Genomic DNA, 23,496 nt, shown 5'->3' with positions numbered 1-23,496 from the left:
TCGATGGATCGCAAACTGCTCGACCTGCTGTGCTCGCCCGATACCCGCCAGCCACTCTCGTTGCTGGACGGCAAAGGCCTGGAGGCACTCAACACCGCCATCGCCGGCGGGACCCTGCAGCGCGCCGATGGCAGCGCGCAGTCGCAGCCGCTGCGCGAAGCATTGATCACCCGCGACCGCAAGCAGGTCTTCCGCGTCGACGACGGCATTCCGGTACTGCTGGCCGAAGAGGCCATCGCCACCGCGCAGATCGCCGACTTCCCCGAGAAGTGAGTACGCCCGTGCGCACCAGCGCGGCGGATGCGCCACCGGCGGCCGTGGTCGAAGCGGATGTGGCGCGCGCGCTGGCCGAGGATCTCGGCAGCGGCGACGTGACTGCCGCGTTGCTGCCCGACCAGGCCGACGGCGCCTACCTGCTGTGCAAGCAGGACGCGGTGATCGCCGGTCGCCCCTGGTTCGATGCGGCCCATCGCGCGCTCGATCCACAGGTCCGCATCGACTGGCATGTGCACGAAGGCCAGCATGTGAGCGCCGGCACCGTGCTGGCCCTGCTGCAGGGCCGCAGCCGCAGCCTGGTCAGCGCCGAGCGGACCTCGCTCAATTTCCTGCAGACGCTCTCGGCCACTGCCACCGCCACTGCGGCCTACGTGGCCGCAGTGGCCGGCACCGGCGCGCGCATCCTGGACACGCGCAAGACCCTGCCCGGCCTGCGTGTTGCGCAGAAGTACGCCGTGCGCTGCGGCGGTGGCGACAATCACCGCATCGGCTTGTTCGATACGGTGATGCTGAAGGAAAACCACATCCGCGCCGCCGGCTCGCTGGATGCGGCGGTGCGCGCAGCACGTGCGCAGCAACCGCGGCTGCCGTTGGTGGTGGAAGTGGAAACGCTGGAGCAACTGCGCGAAGCCTTGCAAGTGGGTTGCACGCGCATTCTCATCGACGATTTCGATCCGGCGATGCGCCGCGCCGCCGTCCAGATCGTCGCTGCCCTGCCGCCCGAGCGACGCATTCCGCTGGAAGTCTCCGGCAGCGTGGACCTGGCCGGCATCCGCGCCATCGCCGAAGATGGCGTTGACTGCATTTCCATCGGCGGGCTGACCAAGCACGTGCAGGCGGTCGATCTGTCGCTCAAGCTCGGGCCGCCGCCGCGCTGATTTCACGGCTGCGCGCACACCGCTCTGGCAGCCTGCTGCATTGCGCTTCCGTGCGGGATATTCGATGACTGCAAGACCTTGGCCGTGGATGTGGTTGCTGCTCGCAACCGTCGGGGGCAGCGCTGCCGCTGCGGAAGTGTGCGATGTGCCGCCGCGCTTCGGCACCGGCCCGGCCGCCATCGCCATCGTCCGCAGCGCCTGCAACGAGCATCGTCTGTGGCAGCGTCCTTTCATCGACGCCAAGGGCCGCCTCGCCAACCTGGGCGTGACCGAGGCCGAGGCGGGCTATCTCGCCGACCATGGCGTGGTGGCCTGGCAACGCGTGGCAGGCTACTGGCGCGACAGCGGCACGCTCGCTTCGATGGGCGGACGCCCGGGCGCAAGCAGCTGCGCCGCGCTGGACGGCACGCGTTACACCGCCAGCGATTGCCGCGCATTCCTGATCGACAACCCGTGGTCGGCCGCCTTCATTTCGTGGGTGATGACGCAGGCCGGACTGAGCGGCTTCCATCGTTCCGCCCGCCATCTGGACTACATCCGCAGCGCCTACGACGACGGCGCGACAGGGCCTTATCGGTTCACCGATCCTGCCGTGGAAAAGCCCGCGCCCGGTGACATGCTCTGCCTGCTGCGCGGCCGCAGCGTGGCGCTCGGCTACGCGGGCCTGAAGGCGGCGCTCGGCGGCAGCGCGCCGATGCCGTGGCAATCGCATTGCGATGTAGTGGTGGCTGCCAACGTGGGCGGCGATCGCACGCTCTACCTGATCGGCGGCAATGTCTTCAATACGGTGATGATGCGCAAGATGCCGCTGGACCGGGCAGGGCGCGTCGTGTTGCCGACACCGCAGTCCGACAACAGCCAGGATCAGAGCGAAGACAGCCTGGGAATCGCCAGCGAATGCACGCCGGCCAACGAAGAGTTGTGCGATTTCAACCGGCGCGACTGGGCCGCGCTGCTGAAACTGCGCCCGGATGCGGCGGTGGTTGCGCCGCCGCCGGCGGCCCCACTGCCGTCGCCGGGCACAGCGCCTACTGATCAAACGATGCCACCAGGCTTTCCACGCGTGGTGCCGCCGCGCCCGGAAACGCAGCCTGCGCCGACGCAACAACAACCTGAGTAAAGACGGATTCAAAGCCCTTGTCCTGCGGCAGAGGGGTTGGGGTGAGGGTACGGGCGAAGCCACTTACATTCCGAATATCACGAAGCCCTGCACGCACCCTCATCCGGCGCTGCGCGCCACCTTCTCCCGATGGGAGAAGAAATCGAAGCCCTTGTCCTGCGGCAGAGGGGTTGGGGTGAGGGTACGGTGCGAAGCCACTTGCATTCCGAATACCACGAGGCCTTGCACGCGCCCTCATCCGGCGTTGCGCGCCACCTTCTCCCGGTGGGAGAAGAAATCAAGTGCACAAAAGAAAAGCGGGCCGAAGCCCGCTTCTTTTGACGCGTCAGCCAGTGGCGATTACTCGGCCGATGCCTGCACGCCTTCGCCTTCTTCCACTGCCTTGATCGACAGACGGATACGGCCCTGCTTGTCCACTTCCAGCACCTTGACGCGGACCACATCGCCTTCCTTCAGCTTGTCGCCGACCCGCTCCACACGCTCGCTGGAAATCTGCGAGACGTGCACCAGACCGTCCTTGCCCGGCAGAATGGTCACGAACGCACCGAAGTCCATGATCTTGGCGACCTTGCCTTCATAGATGCGGCCCGGTTCCACGTCCGAGGTGATCTGCTCGATGCGCGACTTCGCGGCTTGCGCAGCGATGGCGTTGACCGAGGCAATGATGATCGTGCCGTCGTCCTGGATGTCGATCTGCGTACCGGTCTCCTTGGTGATCGCCTGGATGGTCGAGCCGCCCTTGCCGATCACTTCGCGGATCTTGTCCGGGTGGATCTTGATGGTCAGCAGGCGCGGCGCGTAATCGCTCAGCTCCTGACGCGGGGTGGTCAGCGCCTTGGACATCTCGCCCAGGATGTGCAGACGGCCAGCCTTGGCCTGCTGCAATGCCTGCTTCATGATCTCTTCGGTGATGCCTTCGATCTTGATGTCCATCTGCAGCGCGGACACGCCTTCGGCAGTACCGGCCACCTTGAAGTCCATGTCGCCCAGGTGATCTTCGTCACCCAGGATGTCCGACAGCACCACGAAACGGTCGTCTTCCTTCACCAGGCCCATGGCGATACCCGCCACCGGCGCCTTGACCGGCACGCCGGCGTCCATCAGTGCCAGCGAGGAGCCGCACACCGAGGCCATCGACGAGGAACCGTTGGACTCGGTGATTTCCGAGACAACACGAATGGTGTACGGGAACTCTTCCAGGCTCGGCATCACGGCGAGCACGCCGCGCTTGGCCAGACGGCCGTGACCGATCTCGCGACGCTTCGGCGCACCGAAACGGCCGCACTCGCCCACCGAATACGGAGGGAAGTTGTAATGGAACAGGAAGTTTTCCTTGTACTCGCCGCTGACCGCGTCGATCACCTGGCCGTCGCGGGCGGTGCCCAGCGTGGTGACCACGATCGCCTGCGTCTCACCGCGGGTGAACAGGGCCGAGCCGTGGGTACGCGGCAGCACGCCGGCCTGCACCGAAATCGGGCGCACGGTATCCAGTGCACGGCCATCGATACGCACCTTGGTGTCCAGCACCGAGTCGCGCATGGTGCGGTACTCCAGCTCGCCGAATTCCTTGGCCAGCTCGGCAGCGTTCCAGCCCTCGGACGCGACGCGGCCGGCCAGCGACTCCAGCACGTCCTTCTTGATGGCGGAGATGGCGTCGCGACGCTGCAGCTTGTCGCGCACCTGGAAGGCGCCGGCCAGCTGGGTGCCGACCGCTTCCTTCAGCGCGTTGATCAGCGCGGTGTTCTTGGCAGGCGCAACCCAGGCGCTGGGCTTGGTGCCGGCTTCGACGGTCAGTTCGTTGATCGCGTTGATGACCTTCTGCATTTCGCGATGACCGAAGGTGACCGCACCCAGCATCACTTCCTCGGACAACAGCGCCGCTTCGGATTCCACCATCAACACGGCATTGGCGGTACCGGCGACCACCAGTTCCAGCTGCGAGTCCTTCAGGTCGGTGACGGTCGGGTTGAGGATGTACTCACCGTTCTTGTAGCCCACCTTGGCGGCGCCGATCGGGCCGTTGAACGGAGTGCCCGCCAGCGACAGCGCAGCCGACGCGCCGATCAGCGCGGCGATGTCGCCATCGATGTCCGGATTCATCGACATCACGGTGGCGATGATCTGCACTTCGTTCTTGTAGTCCTCGGGGAACAACGGACGGATCGGACGGTCGATCAGGCGCGAGATCAACGTCTCCTTCTCGGTCGCACGTCCTTCGCGCTTGAAGAAGCCGCCCGGGATGCGGCCGCCGGCGTAGAACTTCTCCTGATAATCGACCGTCAGGGGGAAGAAGTCCTGCCCTTCGCGCGCGGATTTTGCGGCGACGGCGGTGACCAGCAGTACGGTGTCGTCCATCTTGACGATGACGGCACCGCTCGCCTGGCGAGCGACTTCGCCCGTCTCCAGGGTGACGGTGTGCTTGCCGTACTGGAAGGTTTTGGTGATTTTTGCCACGAGGGTTTTTTCCTTAGCTGAAACTGTCTGCGTTGGACCGTCGTCGACCCATGCCGAGAACGGGCGGCCGGGAGGCTCCGGCCCATGTACTTGGTAGTGCGTTGTAGTGCGTTGCGAAAGGCCAAAACAAAACCGCGGCGCATCGCTGCGCCGCGGCGGTAGGACTCGATCAGCGGCGCAGGCCGAGCTTCTCGATCAACGACTTGTAACGCTCGTTGTCCTTCTTCTTCAGGTAGTCGAGCAGGCTGCGGCGACGGTTGACCATCTGCAGCAGGCCGCGACGGCTGTGGTGATCCTTCTTGTGGGTCTTGAAGTGGCCGGTCAGCAGCTCGATGCGTGCGGTCAGCAGCGCGACCTGCACTTCCGGCGAACCGGTGTCTTGGGCGCTGCGCTTGTTATCTTCAATGACTTTCTGGGTATCGACGGACATGGTGATTTCTCGATAGATGCGTGGTCGACAGGAACGTGCATGACGCACCGTCGGACTCGCCGTTTGCTTGGGATGAGCGCGCTTGGCGCAGAAGTGCCCCGATCGGGGCCGCGAAAGTGTAACGTCGTGCGGCCCGGGGAACAAGTTGACTAAACCTTAACAACCCGAACGATCGTTCAGCCCGTTGAACAGGCGTTGCGGCGATAGCCGCCCCTGGGCATCCACCAGGCCCAGTCCGGCGGGCGTTCCGTCCGGTTCGAACACCGCGACCTGACCCGGCGGGAAGGCCTCGTCGCGCAGACGCTGGCCCATCCGGAACCGGGTGGCGTGGGCCTGGTCGAGCGTGATCTGCGCGAAGTCGGCCAATCCGGCGGCGATCGGCAGCAGCAGTTGCTCGGCTGGCGTGCCGGCGTCCATCGCAAGGGCCAGGGCCTCCAGGGTGATCATCTGCGGGGCGCGGAACGGCTCGACCCACAGCCGCCGCAGTGCGGCGATATGCGCGCCGCAGCCCAGCGCCTCGCCCAGATCGCGGGCGAGACTGCGGATGTACGTGCCCGAGCCGCAGGTCACCCGCAGTTGCAGGCGGGGCGCCCGATAGCCGAGGACCTCGATGGCATGCACCTCGATATCGCGCACGGGCGCCTCGATCGTCTCGCCGCGGCGCGCCTTGGCGTAGAGCGGCTCGCCGCCTTGCTTGAGCGCCGAATAGATCGGAGCTTGCTGTCGGATGCAGCCGATGAACGGCAGCAGCGCCTCGCGTAGCGCTTCGTCGCTCAGCTCGGGCACCGCGCGTTCGCGCAGCGTCACGCCATCGGCATCATCGGTATCGGTGGTGACGCCCAGTACCACCTCGGCGTCGTAGGCCTTGGCCGCACCCAGCAACAGGCCGGCGATCTTGGTTGCCTCACCCAGGCACAACGGCAGCAGGCCTGTGGCCAGCGGATCCAGGCTGCCCGTGTGGCCACCCTTCTCCGCGCGCAGCAAGCGGCGCGCGGCCTGCAAGGCGTTGTTGGAACTGAGCCCGGCCGGCTTGTCCAGCAACAGGATGCCGTGCAGCGGGCGATAGACGATGCGGGGTTTCAAAAGATCGGACTCGAATCGGGCGTGCAGGCAGCCGCAGAAAACCAGGGCTCCTGCAAGGGTGCCCTACTCACACGGCGCTCAGCGCCGGTCGTCCTCGTCGTCGCCGGAGGCGGCATCGGGACCGACATCGTCCAGGTCGCGCAGCAATTTGTCGATGTGCTCGCCGCGATCGACGGAATCGTCGTAATGAAAATGCAGCTCAGGCACGTGGCGCAGCTTCATCGCACGCGCCAGCTGCGTGCGCAGCTGCCCGGCGATTTCCTTGAGCCCCTTGACCGCTTCGGCCGAGCGTTCCTGTTGCAGCGCGGTGACGAAGACCTTGGCATGCGCCAGGTCGCGGCTGATCTCGACATCGGACACGCTGACCGACGGCAGGCCGTGATCGCGCACGGCGGCGTGCACGATGGTGCCGAGATCACGACGCACCTGCGCGGAAACGCGGTCGGTGCGGTGGAAGGATTTGGTTGGCATGGTCGGGAACCTTTTGGTTCGGGACCCGGGACCCGGGACCCGGGACCCGGAAGAGACAAGAGCCGTGGCCTTCGCTTCTCCCGGGTTCCGGGCCCCGAGTCCCGGTCCCGTCTTCGTTACAGCGTGCGCGCCACTTCGATACGCTCGAAGCACTCGATCTGATCGCCCGCCTTGACGTCGTTGTAGGCCTTCACGCCGATACCGCATTCGGTGCCGTTGCGCACTTCCTCGACGTTTTCCTTGAAGCGGCGCAGCGATTCCAGCTCGCCTTCGAACACCACGACACTGTCGCGCAACACACGGATCGGCTTGCTGCGCTTGACCACGCCTTCGACGACCATGCAGCCGGCCACCGCGCCGAACTTCGAGCTGCGGAACACGTCGCGCACCTGCGCGATGCCGATGATCTCTTCGCGGATCTCCACGCCGAGCAGACCGGACGCCACCTGCTTCACCTGATCGATCACGTCATAGATGATCGAGAAGTAGCGCAGGTCGATGCCGTTGGACTCGACGATCTTGCGTGCCGACGCATCCGCACGCACGTTGAAGCCGATCACCGTCGCCTTGGAGGCTGCAGCCGAATTCGCATCGGACTCGGTGATGCCGCCCACGCCGGAGTGGATCACGTTGATGCGGATGTCTTCGTTGGACAAGGCCACCAGCGACTGCTTGAGCGCTTCCACCGACCCCTGCACGTCGGCCTTGATCACCAGGTTCAACACCTGCTGGCCTTCGCCCTTGCCCATCTGGGCCAGGATGTCTTCCATGCGGTTGGTGGCCGAGGCCACCAGACGCGATTCGCGGCGCTTGGTTTCGCGCTGCTGCGCCACGTCCTTGGCCAGACGCTCGTCGTCGACGACCACGAAGTCGTCGCCGGCCTCCGGCACGCCGGACAGGCCCAGCACCTGCACCGGAATCGAGGGACCCGCCGAGGCCGGCTGATGGCCGGTTTCGTCGAACAGCGCACGCACACGGCCGTACTGGATACCGCACACCAGGTAGTCACCACGCTTGAGCGCGCCCTGCTGCACCAGCACCGTGGCGACCGGGCCGCGGCCCTTGTCCAGCGACGATTCGATCACGGTACCGCTGGCGCGGCCTTCGGCCACCGCCTTGAGTTCCAGCACTTCGGCCTGCAACGAGATCGCGTCCAGCAGCGTGTCGACGCCAGTGCCGATCTTGGCCGACACCTCGATGAACTGGGTGTCGCCGCCGAACTCTTCGGCCACCACGTCTTCGGCCAGCAATTCGTTCTTGACCCGCAACGGATCGGCGCCAGCCTTGTCGATCTTGTTCACCGCCACGATCAACGGAACGCCCGCCGCCTTGGCATGCGCCACCGCTTCCTTGGTCTGCGGCATCACGCCATCGTCGGCCGCGACCACCAGCACCACGATGTCGGTGATCTTGGCACCGCGCGCGCGCATCGAGGTAAACGCGGCGTGGCCGGGCGTATCCAGGAAGCTGATGACGCCACGGTCGGTTTCCACGTGGTACGCACCGATGTGCTGGGTAATGCCGCCCGCTTCGCCGGAGGCGATCTTGGTACGACGGATGTAATCCAGCAGCGAGGTCTTGCCGTGATCGACGTGGCCCATGATGGTCACCACCGGCGGACGCGGCGCAGCTTCGCCCTGCGCGTCTTCGGCGTGCGCCAGCAGCGCATCCTCGAAGTCGGCATTGTCGGCACGCACGGCCTTGTGGCCGAGTTCTTCGGTCACCAGCGCCGCGGTGTCGTGGTCGATCGTCTGGGTGATGGTCGCCATGACGCCCATCTTGAACAGCGCCTTGACCACGTCGCCGCCCTTGAGCGCGAGCTTCTGCGCCAGATCGGCCACGGTGATGGTGTCGCCGATCGCCACTTCGCGCACCACCGGTGCGGTGGGACGTTCGAAACCGTGCGGACCGCTATTACCCTGGCTGCCACCCCGGCCACCGTCGTTGCCGCGACGCGACGACGACGAGCCCGGCCGGCCGGCCGGCTTGCCGCGCACGTTCGAACGGCGCGCACGATCGGCCGCCGACAGATGCAATTGACCAGCAAACCGCTTGGTCGCATCGTCGTCTTCGACGCCTGCCACCATGACGTGCGAACCGCGCGTCTTGTGCTTGGCCGCGTTGTTGCGGTCGTCCGCACGTGCCGGCGCAGCCGGACGCGAGGCCGGCGCTGCGCTACCCGCGGGACGTGCCGTACGGGGCGCGGAGGACGGTGCGGATGGCGCACGTGCGGACGGTGCGGCAGACGCGGCCGGCTCGGCGGCGGCCGGCGGCGGCGCGCTGGCAGCCGCAGCAGCTTCCTCGGCAGCCTTGCGCTCGGCTTCGGCACGGTCCTTTGCGGCCTGCTCTTCTTCGCGCTTGCGTTGAATCGCCTCGTCGCGCACGCGGTCGCTTTCGGCAAGCCGCTGCTGCTCGTCCAGATTGCGCTTACGCGACTCCTCGAGCTTGCGCAGGATGTCGGCGCGCTCTTCGTCCGGCGTCATCGCCGCAGGGCGGCCGTTGCCTTCGTTCTCGGATTTCACGTACGTGCGCTTCTGCCGCACCTCCACGTTGACCGTGGTCTTGGTGCGGCCGGCGTTGACCGTGACTTCCTGCAGCTTGCGCCGATTGAGCGTGATCTTCTTGGCTGCTTCGCTCGCCGCGTCGGCGGGCGTGTCGGCCTTGCCGTGCGTGCGGCGCAGGAAGCCAAGCAGTTTCATCTTCTCGGTGCTGGTCACGACCTGGTCGGGACCGCTGAACTTCATTCCGGCCTCGGCCAGTTGAACCAGCAGTTTATCGACCGGCGTGTTGACCAGTTCGGCAAGCTTGCGGATGGTGGTTTGCTGCGACATTCGGATCCTATGATCTGGTTGGCGCCCCCTCGCCCAGAGCAAGGGATACGCTGATTCTAAGCCCTGATGGGGTCAGGGCGCGGTTCATTGCCGGCTCATTCGCCGCGCTCCAAACGGGCGATCTCCTCGGCGCGGGCGGCCAGGATCAGCGCCGCGGCGCGCTCCTGGGTCATGCCCTCGATGCCGAAGTCGACGATCTCGTCCGCCGCCAGGTCGGACAAGTCCTCACTGGTACGCACGCCGTGCTCGGCCAGCGCAAACGCCGTCTCCTCGTCCATCCCCTCCAGCGCCAGCAGGTCCTCGGTGGGCTGAGTTCCTTCCAGGCCTTCTTCCTCGGCCAGCGCGGCATTGAGCAGCGCATCGCGCGCGCGGGCACGCAGTTCCTCGACGATGTCTTCGTCAAAGCCCTCCACCGCCAGCAGCTCGCCGACCGGCACGTAGGCGATTTCCTCGACCGTGTTGAAGCCTTCGGACACCAGGATGGCGGCGATTTCCTCGTCCACTTCCAGGCGGTCCATGAACAGCTGGCGCGCCGATGCCTGCTCGGCCTCCGACTTCGCAGCCACCTGGTCGGCAGTCATCACATTGAGCTGCCAACCGGTCAGGCGGCTGGCGAGCCGAACGTTCTGGCCGCCCTTGCCGATCGCCTGGGCCAGGCGGTCTTCGGCCACCGCCAGGTCCATCGCATGCTTTTCTTCGTCGACGATGATCGACTGCACTTCGGCAGGCGCCATGGCGTTAATCACGAAGTTGGCGGGATTCTCGTTCCACAACACGATGTCCACACGCTCGCCGTTGAGCTCGTTGGACACCGCCTGCACGCGCGAACCGCGCATGCCGATGCAGGCGCCGATGGGGTCGGTACGGGTGTCGTGCGCGATCACGGCGATCTTGGCGCGATCGCCCGGATCGCGTGCGCAGGCCTTGATCTCGACCAGGCCCTGACCGACTTCAGGCACTTCCAGCTTGAACAACTCGATCATGAATTCCGGCGCAGCGCGGCTGATGAACAGCTGCGGCCCGCGTGGCTCGGAGCGCACTTCCGCCAAATAGCCGCGGACCCGATCGCCCGGCCGCAGCACATCGCGCGGAATGCCCTTGTCCTTGGGAATGAAGGCTTCGGCGTTGCCACCCAGATCGACGAAGATGTTGCCGCGCTCGGCGCGCTTGACCACGCCGGTGATCAGCTCGCCGACCCGATCCTTCCAGGCATCGACCACCTGCTGCCGCTCGGCCTCGCGCACACGCTGCACGATCACCTGCTTGGCGGCCTGCGCGGCGATGCGGCCGAAATCCGGGTTCTCGATCTGCTCCTCGATGTAATCGCCGACCTCGACGCCATCGGCCTCGTCGACGGCATCCATCAGGCGCACCTGGCGATCCGGCGATTCCATCACCACATCGTCGGCAACCACTTCCCAGCGGCGGAAGGTCTCGTAGTTACCGTCCTTGTGATCGATGGTCACGCGCGTCAGCACGTCCTGGTCGGGATAACGCTTCTTCGCTGCGGACGCCAGCGCGGCCTCGATCGCCTCGAAGATCACTTCGCGCGGCACGCCTTTTTCGTTGGCGACCGCATCCACTACCAGCAAAAGTTCCTTGCTCATTTCGTCACTCCGCGCGCGGCTTGCCGGCCGCCGACTCGTTGGATGGTTTCTTCTTGTCGTGCCCGGGCTTTTTCGGGCCGGGCTTATTCGGTTTTTGCGGTGCCAGGCCCAGCGCGACCCAATCCGGCACGATGCGCGCCTTGTCGATATTGTCGAACCCGATCTGCACATCCTTGCCGTCGACGGCAAACACCACCGCGTCGGCCTCCGGCTCGATCCGCACGATCTGTCCCTGGAAGCGGCGCCGCCCCTCCTGCGCCAGCTTCAACACGATCTTGGCCGACTCGCCAGTGTGGCGCGCGAACTGATCGAGGGTGAACAAGGGACGATCGACACCCGGCGAAGACACTTCCAGCGTGTAGTTACCGCTGATCGGATCCTCGACGTCGAGCTGGGCCGAGACTTCACGACTCACGCGTTCGCAATCGTCGACATTGACCATGCGCTCGGGCTGCTCGACCAACGGCACATCGATGTACAAACGCAGCGTCGCGCCGCCCGGAGCGGGAAGATATTCCACCCCCAACAGCTCGAGCCCCAAGGACTCCACCGTTGGACTCAGCAGATTCGCGATTTCGGTCGCCTTTTCGCTCACAGACTGCCCTGATCAGATGATTGCCAGTAGGACCCCGGCAACCGGCAGCAAACTTTCCGGTTCCGGAAAAAACAAGGGGCCCGATGGGCCCCTTGCGTAAAAAAAGCCCGACCTCTCCGGGTCGGCGTAAAGACGGGAACAAACGTCCTTACGATCCAAGAAGCTGAATCACTGCGATGAAGCAACAATTCGAAACTTGGTAGCGGGGGCAGGATTTGAACCTGCGACCTTCGGGTTATGAGCCCGACGAGCTGCCAGACTGCTCCACCCCGCAGCAGAAGCGGAATTATGAAGAACTGGAGCGAAAATTGCAAGCCCTAGTTTTTCATCTGTTGAACAGCGTGGCGGCTGTTCAACGTCGCGGCGAATGATACCCGCAATGCAACAAAAACGAAACAGCTACGATCCCTATTCGCTCTCCCTGCCGCCATACGGCCGGCATGGAGCGCGCACGCCTGCCTCAGGTCAGACCGGCGAACGCGCGCTGGCACCACGCCATGATCGGGCTCCACGCCAGGCCAAGCGCCAGCAGGGCCAACGCGTTCACGCCCAGCACGGTCCCCAGCACGCGATCGTTGTTGGCTGGCAGCGGCTCGCCCACCGGCTCGTCGAAGTACATGACCTTGATGACACGCAGGTAGTAATACGCGCCGATCACCGCGCAGATCACGCCGACCAGTGCCAGCCACAGCATGTCGCCCTTCACCGCCGCGCCGAGCACGGCCAGCTTGGTCCAGAAGCCGAGGAACGGTGGAATGCCCGCCAGCGACGCCATGATGCACAGCACCAGCCCGGCCATCCACGGGTTACGCGCATTGAGGCCCTTGAAGTCGTCGATGTTCTCGGCTTCGAAGCCATTGCGCGACAGCGCGATGATGGCGCCGAACGAGGCGGTCGACATGATGGTGTAGCTCACCGCGTAGAACATCGCGGCCGCATAGCCCTCCTCGCCGCCACCGGCCACGCCCATCAGCAGGAAGCCGATATGCGACACCGTCGAGTAGGCGAGCATGCGCTTGAGATTGCTCTGCGCAATGGCCATCAGGTTGCCGATCACCAGCGATACCGCCGACAGTCCCCCGATCAACAGGTGCCATTGCGGCGACAGCGGCCCCATCCCTACCTCCAGCAGGCGGTAAGCCATGCCGAAAGCCGCCAGCTTGGGCGCCGAACTGATGAACAGCGCGATCGGTGCAGGCGCGCCCTGGTAGACGTCAGGCAGCCACATGTGGAACGGCGCAGCGCCCAGCTTGAAGGCAACACCGGCGATCATGAAGATGGTGCCGGTCAGCAGCAGGGTACGCTCGCCGGAACCGTCGATGGCCTCGTGGATGCCGGCCAGGCTCAGCGTGCCGGTGGCACCGTAGACCAGCGACATGCCGTACAGCAACAGGCCAGACGCCAGCGAACCCAGCACGAAGTACTTCATCGCCGCTTCGGTGGCCAGGCCGTTGTCGCGGTTGGAGGCAACCAGTGCGTACGAACACAGCGCCAGCAGTTCCAGACCCAGGTAGACCATCAGCAGGCTGCCGGCCGAGGCAAGCAACATCATGCCGGCAGTGGCAAACAACACCAGCACCGGAATCTCGCCCTGGTAGAGGTTGCGTTCGCGCAGGTAGGTCCAGCCGTACACCAGGCTCAGGCCGCTGACGAGCACGATCACGGTCTTCATCACGTCGGCGGCGGTGTCGCGCACGAACATGCCGCCGAAGATCTCGCCCTGCCCGCCCGTTCCGGTCGCCAGCAGCACGAGGACCACGGCCAGGACGGCGACGGAGAACAGGTGGGTCCAGACCTTGTTCCGCTGGCTCACGAACAGGTCGAGCATCAGCAGAGCGAAGGCGCCGCCGATCAGCGCCAGCTCCGGTACGAGCGGAGCCAGGTCGGCGGTGGTCAACGGCGCGAGCGTTGGCGTGGTCATCATCAAATCCTGAAAATCGGTACGGACGGCAAGCTGTCAGAGCTTGGTCGTTGCAATCTGGGTCGCCAGCTTGGCGATCGACGGTTCCATCAGATCGGTCAGCGGCTTCGGGTATATGCCCAGGGCCAGCACGCCGGCGGCGAACACCCCCAGCACTAACGCCTCGCGGCCATTGATGTCCTTCAGCTCGGCCACGTGCGCGTTGGCCACTTCGCCGAAGAACACGCGCTTGTACAGCCACAACGTATAGGCGGCAGTGATCACCAGGGTGGTCGCAGCAGCCAGGGCAATCAGCGGATGCTTCTGGAAGCTGGCCAGGATCACCATGAATTCGCCCACGAAGCCGCTGGTACCCGGCAGACCCGCGTTGGCCATGAAGAACAGCATCGCAAAGGTCGCAAACCACGGCATCAAATTGACCACGCCGCCGTAGTCGGCGATGCGGCGGGTGTGCATGCGGTCGTACAACACACCGATGCAGGAGAACATCGCACCGGACACGAAACCATGCGAAATCATCTGCACCATTGCGCCCTGCAGGCCCAGACGGGCCGCGTCGGTGCTGCCGTATTCGCGCACCAGGGTGAACGCGATGAAGGTGCCCAGGGTGACGAAGCCCATGTGCGCGATGGACGAGTACGCCACCAGCTTCTTCATGTCTTCCTGTACCAGCGCCACCAGGCCGACGTAGATCACGGCGATCAACGACAGTGCAATGACCAGCCAGGCGAACTCATGGCTGGCATCCGGCACGATCGGCAGGTTGAAGCGCAGGAAACCGTAGCCGCCGATCTTCAGTGCGATCGCTGCCAGGATCACCGAACCGGCGGTCGGTGCCTCGACGTGCGCGTCCGGCAGCCAGGTGTGTACCGGGAACATCGGCACCTTGACCGCAAACGCGATCAGGAAGGCGAAGAAGATCCAGGTCTGTTCCTTGGCGCTCAACTGCATCGCATACAGGTCGGCGAGCTGGAAGCTGCCGCCCTTCAGGTACAAGTAGACCAGGCCCACCAGCATCAGCACCGAGCCGAGGAAGGTGTACAGGAAGAACTTCATTGCCGCGTAGATGCGCCGCGGGCCGCCCCAGACACCGATGATCAGGAACATCGGGATCAGCATGGCCTCGAAGAACACGTAGAACAACATCGCGTCGGTGGCGGCGAAGATGCCGACGGTGACGCCTTCCAGGATCAGGAAGGCTGCCACGTACTGGTTGACGCGCTTGTCGATCGATCGCCAGGCGCCGATCAGGGACAGCACCGTCACCAACGTGGTCAGCACGATCAGCGCGACCGCAATGCCGTCTACGCCCAGGTTGTAGCCGATGTTGTAGGCCGGGATCCAGGCGTGCAGTTCGACAAACTGCAGGGCGTCGTTTGCCGTGTCGTAGCCCAGCAGCGGCAGACTCAGCACGAAGGTCGCCACCGCCACCGCCAGCGATGCCCAGCGGGCAGTCTCGGCGTTGCGCAACGCAAGGATCAGGGCGCCACCGATAATCGGCAGCCAGATCAGGATAGACAGTAAAGGCCAGTTCGACACGTTTTCTTATTCCGTACAGGTCAACGCCAGAAATGCATCAGTACCGCCAACAAGGCGATCAAACCGATGATCATTGCGAAGGCGTAGTGATAGAGGAAACCGGATTGCGTGCGACGCAGCAGATGTGCCGCCAGGTCGATCAGTCGGGCCGAACCATTGACGACCGCACCGTCGACCACGTGGGTATCGACTGCACGTGACGCCTTGCCAAGGACAACGCCACCGCCGGCGAAGCCATTGATCCACAGCTTGTCGAAACCGTACTTGTTCTCCAGCAACCACACGAGCGGCGCGAACGCCTTGCGCGACTTGGTGGCCAGCTCCGGCTTCCACAGGTAGAACAGCGCGGCAAGCAGCAGGCCGGCAACGGTCAGGAAGAACGGCGCGGCGGTCATGCCGTGCAGCGCGAATGCGACAGGACCATGAAACTCTTCGGCCAGCGCACCCACGGTATCGCGTGCCGGATCGTAGAAATCGACGATACCGGTGAAGAACGAGACTGCCTGGCCCTTGAGCGCGTGCGCGGCATGGTGGCCTTGCCAGTCGGTACCGAACAACATCGGACCGATGGTGAAGAAGCCGACCGCGATCGACGGGATCGCCAGCAGGATCAGCGGCAACGTCACCACCCACTTGGACTCGTGCGGTTCGTGGGCGCCATGGTGCCCATGTCCGTGATCGTCGTGGCCATGGGCGTCATGCGCGTGGCTGTCGTGCGCATGGGCCTCGGCATGCGCGCTGTCGTGATGGGCATGCGCGTCGTGCGCATGGGCATCGCGGAAACGCTCCTTGCCGTGGAAGGTCAGGAACAGCAGACGGAAGCTGTAGAAGCTGGTGACCAGCACGCCACCCAGCACCGCCCAGTAGCCGTAGGTCGCGATCCAGCTATGCGACTCATGCGCATGGTGCGCGGCGGCCTCGATGATGGTGTCCTTCGAGTAGAAGCCCGAGAAGAACGGCGTACCTACCAACGCCAGCGTACCGATCACGCTGGTCCAGTAGGTCACCTTCATGTACTTGCGCAGGCCGCCCATCTTGCGCATGTCCTGCTCGTGGTGCATGCCGATGATGACCGAACCAGCAGCGAGGAACAGCAGCGCCTTGAAGAACGCGTGCGTCATCAGGTGGAACACGGCTGCCGAATACGCGGATACGCCCAGCGCCACGGTCATGTAACCCAGCTGCGACAGCGTGGAATACGCAACCACGCGCTTGATGTCGTTCTGCACGATGCCGATCAGGCCGGTGAAGAAGGCCGTGGTCGCACCGATGAACAGAATGAAGTTCAGCGCAGTCTCCGACAATTCGAACAGCGGCGACATGCGCGCCACCATGAAGATGCCGGCAGTGACCATGGTCGCTGCGTGGATCAGCGCCGAGATCGGCGTCGGGCCTTCCATCGAGTCGGGCAACCACACATGCAACGGCACCTGCGCCGACTTGCCCATCGCACCGATGAACAGGCAGATGCAGATCATCGTCATCACGCTCCACTCGTGACCGGCGAACAGCTGCACCTTGGCACCGGCCATGGTGGTCGCGTTGGCGAACACGGTGGAGTAATCCAGCGAGCCGAACCACAGCAGCACGCCGGCGATGCCGAGAATGAAGCCGAAGTCGCCGACGCGATTGACCAGGAACGCCTTCATGTTGGCGAACACTGCAGTCGGGCGCTTGAACCAGAAACCGATCAGCAGATAGGACACCAGGCCCACCGCTTCCCAGCCGAAGAACAGCTGCAGGAAGTTGTTGCTCATCACCAGGGTGAGCATGGAGAAGGTGAACAACGAAATGTAGCTGAAGAAGCGCTGGTAGCCCGGGTCTTCTTCCATGTAGCCGATGGTGTAGATATGCACCAGCAACGACACGAAGGTCACCACCACCATCATCATCGCGGTCAGGCGATCGACCATGAAGCCGACGTGCGCGGAGTAGTTACCGACATCGAAGAACGTATAGAGGTTCTGGTTGAACGGGCTGGCGCCCTGCTCCGCCAGTTGGTACAGCGTCATGCACGACAACACGCAGCTGACTGCCACGCCGAGGATGGTGACGTACTGCGCGCCCTTGCGCCCCACCTGGCGACCGAACAGGCCGGCGATGATGCTGCCGACCAGCGGTGCCAGCACCACTGCGATCAGCAGACTCTTGGAGAGAGTGATTTCCATCTACGGGTCAGCCCTTCAACGTGTCGACTTCGGCCACATTGATCGTGCGGCGCGTACGGAACAGAGTCACCAGGATCGCAAGACCGATGGCGGCCTCCGCGGCGGCGACGGTCAGGATGAAGAACACGAACAACTGACCGGCGGTGTCGCCGAGTTCGCGCGAGAACGCGATGAAGTTGACGTTGACCGACAACAGCATCAGCTCGATCGACATCAGCAACACGATGACGTTCTTGCGATTGAGGAAAATGCCGGCCAGGGAGATGCAGAACAGCAGCGCGCCCAGTCCAAGCAGGTGGCCCAAGGTAATCAAGACTTCGCCTCCTGTCCGTCGATCGCATCCGCCTGCGGCGCGACCCGCACCGGCTTTTCGACCGCCATTTTGACCATGCGCAAACGATCGCCAGCCTTGACCCGCGACTGCTCGGATGCGTTCTGCATCTTGACGCCGGTGCGCTTGCGCAAGGTCAGCATCACGGCGGCCACCACCGCTACGGTCAGGATCACCGCGGCGAATTCGAACGGCAGCAGGAATTCGGTGTACAGGCTCTTGGCCAACCAGGTCAGATTCGAGCTGTCGGCGGCCGTCGCTGCGGCATTATCGGCCGGGAACGGCGCGGCGCTGCGTGCCTTGACGCCGATCAGGGTGACCATCTGCACCAGCATCGCCACTGCCACGATGACACCGACCGGCAGATACTTGACCCAGCCCTCGCGTAGGCGGCTGGTATCGATGTCCAGCATCATCACCACGAACAGGAACAACACCATCACCGCACCGACGTAGACCAGCACCAGCGTGACGCCGAGAAACTCCGCGCCGACCAACAGCCAGATGCAGGCCATCGAGAAGAAGGTGAGGATCAGGCACAGCACCGCATACACCGGGTTGCGCACACTGATCACCGCACCGGCAGAGACGACCGCGATGGCGGAGAAGGCGTAGAAAGCAATAGAGACCCAGTCCATCATGACCTCAACGGAAGGCGGCATCGGCAGCGCGACGCTCGGCGATCTCGGCTTCCAGCCGGTCTCCGATCGCCAGCAGCTGCGGCTTGTTGACAATGTTCTCGCCACGCTTCTCGAAGTGGTACTCGAGGATGTGCGTCTCGACGATCGAGTCCACCGGGCAGCTTTCTTCGCAGAAGCCACAGAAGATGCACTTGAACAGATCGATGTCGTAACGCGTGGTGCGGCGGGTGCCGTCCTCGCGCTTGGCCGAGTCGATGGTGATCGCCAGCGCCGGGCACACCGCCTCGCACAGCTTGCAGGCGATGCAGCGTTCTTCGCCGTTGGGATAGCGCCGCAGTGCATGCAGGCCACGGAAACGCGGCGACTGCGGGAACTTCTCCATCGGGTACAGCACGGTGTACTTGGGCTTGAACGTGTATTTCAACGTCAACCACAGGCCACCGAGCAATTCGAGCAGCAGCAGGCTCTTGAAATAATGGGTGATCTTGTTCATCGATTACACGCCCTTCTGGATCACACCGTAAAACACCATCAACGCCGTCACTGCGATCCATACGATCGTGAGCGGAATGAAGACCTTCCAGCCCAGACGCATGATCTGGTCGTAGCGGTAACGCGGGAAGCTGGCACGGAACCAGATGTAGGCGCTGGCGAAGAAGAACACCTTCATCAGCAGCCACGGCCAACCGCCCTTCCATACCCAGTCGATCCACGGCGAGATGTCTGCGCTGACCCAACCCTGGATCGGGCTCAGCCAGCCGCCGAGGAAGAAGATCGAGATCAGGAAGCTGACCAGAATCATGTTGGCGTATTCGGCCAGGAAGAACAGCGCGAATGCGCCGCCCGAGTACTCCACCATGTGCCCGGCGACGATTTCCGACTCGCCTTCCACCACGTCGAACGGTGCGCGGTTGGTCTCGGCGACACCGGACACCCAGTACACGATGAACAACGGGAACAGGGGGAGCAGGAACCAATCGAAGAATCCGGAGTTGCCTGCCTGCGCGAACACGATCTGGCTGAGATTGACGCTACCGGCGGCGATCATCACGCCGACCAGCGCGAAGCCCATCGCGATTTCGTAGCTGACCACCTGCGCAGCCGAACGCATGGCGCCGAGGAACGCGTACTTGGAGTTGGACGCCCAACCCGCCAGGATGATGCCGTACACGCCCAGCGAGGTCATGGCCAGCAGGTACAGCAAACCCACGTTGGCATTGGACAACACCAGCTGCGCATCGAACGGCACCACCGACCAGGCGGCGAATGCCGGGGCCAGCGTCAGCAGCGGCGCGATGACGAACATCGCCTTGTGCGAGCTGGCCGGCTGCAGGATTTCCTTGAACAGCAGCTTGAAGACGTCGGCGAAGGCCTGGAAGATGCCCATGCCCACGTACATGGGCCCGTGGCGAACATGCATCCAGCCGATCAGCTTGCGTTCCCAGACCACATAGAAGGCCACTGCCACGATCACCGGCACGGCGATCAGCAGGATCTTCAGCACGGTCCACAGGACCACGCCGCCGTCACCCAGTCCGAGAAACCACTGGTGGAGGGGATCGACCACGTTCAACAGCAATTCGTTCATGCACCCACCACCGTTACACGACCGGCACCGAGCGGCGCGGTTGCGCCGTGGCCGGATTCGATCCACACCGTGCCCGGTGCGACGCGCTTGTCCAGCACCACCGGCAACGTCGCCCTACCGGCGTCGGTACCGACCTTGACCATCTGCCCTTCGGCGACCTGCAACTGCGCGGCCTGCTCCGGATGCATCGCCACGCACGGGGCAATGTTGAGCGGGTGCGATTGCAGCGCGGCGGCACGACGCACCACGGCATCGGTGCGGTAGATCGCAGCGGTCGCTGCCACTTCCAGGCCTTCGTTCGCAGCGACCGGCTGCGGCGAACCGGCCGGAGTCACCGAACGGTTCTGCATACCGGCACGCAGGCCGACCAGGTCGATGAACTCGAAACCGGGCAGGCCCAGCTCGCCGCCGAGTGCTCGCAGCACCCGCCAGCCTTCGCGCGCTTCGACCGGCAGGCGGCCTGCGGCACGTGCGGTCTGCACGCGACCATCGAGGTTGGTCAGCGAGGCGTCGATTTCCGGCAGTGCGCCGATCGGCAGGATCACGTCGGCCACATCGCGCGTGGACGCACAGGCGAACTGGCTGAAGGCAACGACCTTGGCGCCGGCCAGCGCGCTGCGCGCAGCGGCGGCATCGGCAAAATCCAGCCCTGGCTCGATGCCGTACAGCACATACGCCTGGCGCGGCTGCGCCAGCATGCCGGCGACATCGCGTGCGCTCGGCAGCACACCTTGCGACACCAGACCCACCGCGTTGGCACCCTGCGGAATACGGCACAGCGAAGCGCCGGTGGCCGCGGCGAAGTCACGCGCTGCGGCGCGCAGCGTTGCCGCCTGCGGATGGTTCTCGACCAGCGCGCCAACCACGATCACGGCGCGGCTTGCGCCCTTGACTGCATCGCGCAGCGTGACGTCGTCCAGGGCGCCGGCCAGCTGCGAGGGCGCGACCACGGCGCGACTGGCCTGGGTGAAGGCGAAATCGAAATCGACCGGATTTACCGAGTGGATCCGCGTACCGTTCTGGATGTGCGCCTTACGCAGCCGCGCATGCAGCAGCGGCAGCTCGTGTCGCACGTTGGTACCGAACAAGACCACCACATCGGCCTGTTCGATCTCGGCCAGTGGCGTGGCAAAGGCCTGCGCCACGGCAGCATCGGAGAAATCGCGATTGAGCAGGCGGTGATCCAGGTTGCCGCTGCCCAGGCCTTCGGCCAGCCGCGCCAGCAAGGCGCCCTCTTCGTTCGAGGTGGACGGATGCACCAGCACGCCCAGCGCATCGCCGGCGTTCTCGCGCAGGATCTGCGTCGCGGCAGCCAGGCCTTCGGTCCAGCTCACTTCAGTCCATGCGCCATTGACCTTCTTGAGCGGCTTGACCGCGCGGTCTTCGGCGTACAGGCCCTGGTGCGAGTAACGGTCGCGATCGGACAGCCAGCATTCGTTGACCGCCTCGTTCTCGCGCGGCACGCTGCGCAGCACTTCGCCGCGACGCACGTGCAGGAACAGGTTAGAGCCCATCGCATCGTGGTAACCCAGCGATTCACGCGCGGTCAGCTCCCATGGACGCGCACGGAACTGGAACACCTTGTTGGTCAGCGCACCCACCGGACACACGTCGATGACGTTGCCGGAAATCTCGGTGGTCAGCGGCTTGCCGTCATAGGTTCCGATCTGCAGGTTCTCGCCGCGATACATGCCGCCGAGCTCGTAGGTGCCGGCGATATCTGCGGTGAAGCGCACGCAGCGCGTGCACTGAATGCAGCGCGTCATCTCGGTGGCGACCAGCGGGCCGATGTCCTCATCCGGCACCACGCGCTTGCGCTCGTTGAAACGGCTTACCGAGCGGCCGTAGCCGAGCGACACGTCCTGCAATTCGCACTCGCCGCCCTGATCGCAGATCGGGCAGTCCAGCGGATGGTTGATCAGCAGGAATTCCATCACGCTGCGCTGATACTTCAGCGCCTTTTCGCTGCGCGTGGTGACCTTCATGCCATCCATCACAGGCGTTGCACAGGCGGGCGACGGCTTCGGCGACTTTTCGACGTCGACCAGGCACATACGGCAATTGGCCGCGATCGGCAGCTTCTCGTGGTAGCAGAAGCGCGGGATCGGGATGCCGGCCTTGTCGGCCGCCTGGATGATCATCGAGCCCTTCGGCACCACCAGGGACTGCCCGTCGATCTCGACGGTGACATGGTCCGGTGGCACGTTCGGATTCACTGGTTGGGCGCTCATGCAGCCACTCCGACTTGCGTATCGACGATCGAACGACCGTTGACGATGTAGTACTCGAACTCGTCCCAGAACTGACGCAGGAAGCCTTGAATCGGCCAAGCCGCCGCTTCGCCGAAGGCGCAGATGGTGTGACCTTCGATCTGGCCGGCGACGGTGCGCAGCTGGTGCAGGTCCTCCATCGTGGCCTTGCCGGCGACGATGCGCTCCAGCACGCGGTGCATCCAGCCGGTGCCCTCGCGGCACGGGGTGCACTGGCCGCAGGATTCCTTGTGGAAGAACTGCGAGATGCGGCAGGCGAAACGTACGCAGCAGACGCTGTCGTCCAGCACCACGATGGCGCCCGAACCCAGACCAGTGCCCAGCGCACGCAGGGTGTCGTAGTCCATCTGCAGACCGGCGACCTGATCGGCCTTGAGCACCGGCATCGACACACCGCCGGGCACCACGCCCTTGAGCTTGCGACCCGGGCGCAGACCACCGGCCATTTCCAGCAGTTCGTCGAAGGTGGTGCCGAGCGGCACTTCGAAATTGCCGCCCTTCTGCACGCAACCGGACACCGAGAAGATCTTCGGGCCGCCGTTCTTGGTCTTGCTCAGGCCCAGGAACCACTCCGGGCCGTTACGAATGATCGCCGGCACCGACGCATAGGTCTCGGTGTTGTTGATGGTGGTGGGCTTGCCGTACAGGCCGAAGTTGGCCGGGAACGGCGGCTTGTAGCGCGGCTGCCCCTTCTTGCCTTCCAGCGATTCCATCAATGCGGTTTCTTCGCCGCAGATGTAGGCACCGGCACCCAGCGCGCCGTAGATGTCGATATCCACGCCGCTGCCGAGAATATTCTTGCCCAGCCAGCCATTGGCGTACGCATCGGCCAGTGCCAGCTCGAAGTTTTCGAATGGCTCGTGGTGGAACTCGCCGCGCAGGTAGTTGTAGCCCACCGTCGAGCCGGTGGCGTAGCAGGCGATCGCCATGCCCTCCACCACCGAATGCGGGTTGTAGCGCAGGATGTCCCGGTCCTTGCAGGTGCCCGGCTCGGATTCGTCCGAATTGCACAGGATGTACTTCTGCATCGTGCCCTTGGGCATGAACGACCACTTCAGACCGGTCGGAAAGCCCGCGCCGCCACGGCCGCGCAGGTTCGATGCCTTGACCATCTCGATGACGTCGGCAGGCGGGATCTTTTCTTCGAGAATCTTGCGCAGCGCCGCGTAGCCACCGGTCTTGAGATAGTTCTCGTACGACCACGGAGTGTCATAGTGCAAGGTCGTGTAGACGACCTGATGCGGCAACGGCGCCGGACCGACCGGACCTGTAGGTGCGTGATGATGTGCCATG

Annotated in this window: 19 protein-coding genes and 1 tRNA gene; 3 read left to right on the top strand and 17 right to left on the bottom strand. The window is 64.4% G+C overall.

Features of this window, described 5'->3' with window-relative positions:
- Positions 1-3: 3 nt before the first annotated feature.
- From LL962_RS10005 to LL962_RS09995, 3 genes are all read left to right on the top strand, one after another.
- Positions 4-273: a Trm112 family protein gene (locus LL962_RS10005; RefSeq protein WP_104588769.1), complete on the top strand. Its 270-nt coding sequence runs from the start codon at positions 4-6 to the stop codon at positions 271-273.
- A complete protein-coding gene (gene nadC / locus LL962_RS10000) occupies positions 270-1,154 on the top strand; it encodes a carboxylating nicotinate-nucleotide diphosphorylase (protein WP_228316786.1) in 885 nt (294 codons plus the stop codon). Before LL962_RS10005 ends, nadC begins: the two co-directional genes overlap by 4 nt.
- Before the next feature lie 64 nt (positions 1,155-1,218).
- Positions 1,219-2,274, top strand: coding sequence for a DUF2272 domain-containing protein (locus LL962_RS09995; protein ID WP_228316785.1), 1,056 nt, complete (start codon positions 1,219-1,221; stop codon positions 2,272-2,274).
- 339 nt (positions 2,275-2,613) lie between these two features.
- Here LL962_RS09995 and pnp read toward each other — a convergent pair whose 3' ends face one another.
- The 17 genes from pnp to nuoF all read right to left on the bottom strand — a co-directional run bounded on the left by pnp (position 2,614) and on the right by nuoF (position 23,495).
- A complete protein-coding gene (gene pnp / locus LL962_RS09990) occupies positions 2,614-4,728 on the bottom strand; it encodes a polyribonucleotide nucleotidyltransferase (RefSeq protein ID WP_228316784.1) in 2,115 nt (704 codons plus the stop codon).
- Positions 4,729-4,897: 169 nt separating this feature from the next.
- Entirely contained in the window at positions 4,898-5,158 is a 261-nt protein-coding gene (gene rpsO, locus LL962_RS09985) for a 30S ribosomal protein S15 (protein WP_003485583.1), read from the bottom strand.
- Between the two features lie 156 nt (positions 5,159-5,314).
- Entirely contained in the window at positions 5,315-6,241 is a 927-nt protein-coding gene (gene truB / locus LL962_RS09980; RefSeq protein ID WP_228316783.1) for a tRNA pseudouridine(55) synthase TruB, read from the bottom strand.
- Positions 6,242-6,319: 78 nt separating this feature from the next.
- Positions 6,320-6,712: a 30S ribosome-binding factor RbfA gene (rbfA, locus tag LL962_RS09975; protein ID WP_228316782.1), complete on the bottom strand. Its 393-nt coding sequence runs from the start codon at positions 6,710-6,712 to the stop codon at positions 6,320-6,322.
- Between the two features lie 116 nt (positions 6,713-6,828).
- The gene (gene infB, locus LL962_RS09970; protein ID WP_228316781.1) at positions 6,829-9,543 is read right to left on the bottom strand and encodes a translation initiation factor IF-2; all 2,715 of its coding nucleotides are present in this window, start codon (positions 9,541-9,543) and stop codon (positions 6,829-6,831) included.
- Positions 9,544-9,638: 95 nt separating this feature from the next.
- On the bottom strand, positions 9,639-11,150 hold the full coding sequence (nusA, locus tag LL962_RS09965) for a transcription termination factor NusA (protein WP_104588776.1): 1,512 nt from the start codon (positions 11,148-11,150) through the stop codon (positions 9,639-9,641).
- 4 nt (positions 11,151-11,154) lie between these two features.
- A complete protein-coding gene (gene rimP, locus LL962_RS09960) occupies positions 11,155-11,745 on the bottom strand; it encodes a ribosome maturation factor RimP (RefSeq protein ID WP_104588777.1) in 591 nt (196 codons plus the stop codon).
- A 197-nt stretch (positions 11,746-11,942) separates the two neighbouring features.
- Positions 11,943-12,019, bottom strand: a tRNA-Met gene (locus tag LL962_RS09955).
- A gap of 186 nt (positions 12,020-12,205) precedes the next feature.
- Positions 12,206-13,666, bottom strand: coding sequence for an NADH-quinone oxidoreductase subunit NuoN (gene nuoN, locus LL962_RS09950; RefSeq protein ID WP_228316780.1), 1,461 nt, complete (start codon positions 13,664-13,666; stop codon positions 12,206-12,208).
- 36 nt (positions 13,667-13,702) lie between these two features.
- Positions 13,703-15,205, bottom strand: coding sequence for an NADH-quinone oxidoreductase subunit M (locus LL962_RS09945; RefSeq protein ID WP_228316779.1), 1,503 nt, complete (start codon positions 15,203-15,205; stop codon positions 13,703-13,705).
- A 20-nt stretch (positions 15,206-15,225) separates the two neighbouring features.
- Entirely contained in the window at positions 15,226-17,373 is a 2,148-nt protein-coding gene (nuoL, locus tag LL962_RS09940) for an NADH-quinone oxidoreductase subunit L (protein WP_228316778.1), read from the bottom strand.
- 7 nt (positions 17,374-17,380) lie between these two features.
- Positions 17,381-17,686: an NADH-quinone oxidoreductase subunit NuoK gene (nuoK, locus tag LL962_RS09935; RefSeq protein WP_228316777.1), complete on the bottom strand. Its 306-nt coding sequence runs from the start codon at positions 17,684-17,686 to the stop codon at positions 17,381-17,383.
- Positions 17,683-18,345 (bottom strand): NADH-quinone oxidoreductase subunit J, encoded by a 663-nt coding sequence (locus tag LL962_RS09930; protein ID WP_228316829.1) that lies wholly within the window; start codon positions 18,343-18,345, stop codon positions 17,683-17,685. The genes nuoK and LL962_RS09930 overlap by 4 nt, the downstream gene beginning before the upstream one ends.
- Positions 18,346-18,349: 4 nt before the next feature.
- Positions 18,350-18,838, bottom strand: a complete 489-nt coding sequence (gene nuoI / locus LL962_RS09925; protein WP_014508211.1) for an NADH-quinone oxidoreductase subunit NuoI — start codon at positions 18,836-18,838, stop codon at positions 18,350-18,352.
- 3 nt (positions 18,839-18,841) lie between these two features.
- The gene (gene nuoH, locus LL962_RS09920) at positions 18,842-19,933 is read right to left on the bottom strand and encodes an NADH-quinone oxidoreductase subunit NuoH (RefSeq protein WP_228316776.1); all 1,092 of its coding nucleotides are present in this window, start codon (positions 19,931-19,933) and stop codon (positions 18,842-18,844) included.
- Positions 19,930-22,164, bottom strand: a complete 2,235-nt coding sequence (gene nuoG / locus LL962_RS09915; protein WP_228316775.1) for an NADH-quinone oxidoreductase subunit NuoG — start codon at positions 22,162-22,164, stop codon at positions 19,930-19,932. Before nuoG ends, nuoH begins: the two co-directional genes overlap by 4 nt.
- Entirely contained in the window at positions 22,161-23,495 is a 1,335-nt protein-coding gene (gene nuoF, locus LL962_RS09910) for an NADH-quinone oxidoreductase subunit NuoF (protein WP_104588782.1), read from the bottom strand. The genes nuoG and nuoF overlap by 4 nt, the downstream gene beginning before the upstream one ends.
- Between the last annotated feature and the right edge of the window lies 1 nt (position 23,496).

Origin of the sequence: Xanthomonas sp. NCPPB 1067 (assembly GCF_020783795.1) — a bacterium.
GTDB lineage: Bacteria > Pseudomonadota > Gammaproteobacteria > Xanthomonadales > Xanthomonadaceae > Xanthomonas > Xanthomonas melonis.
Note: the sequence above shows the minus strand (reverse complement) of the source record. Positions and strands in the feature narration are given on the sequence as shown.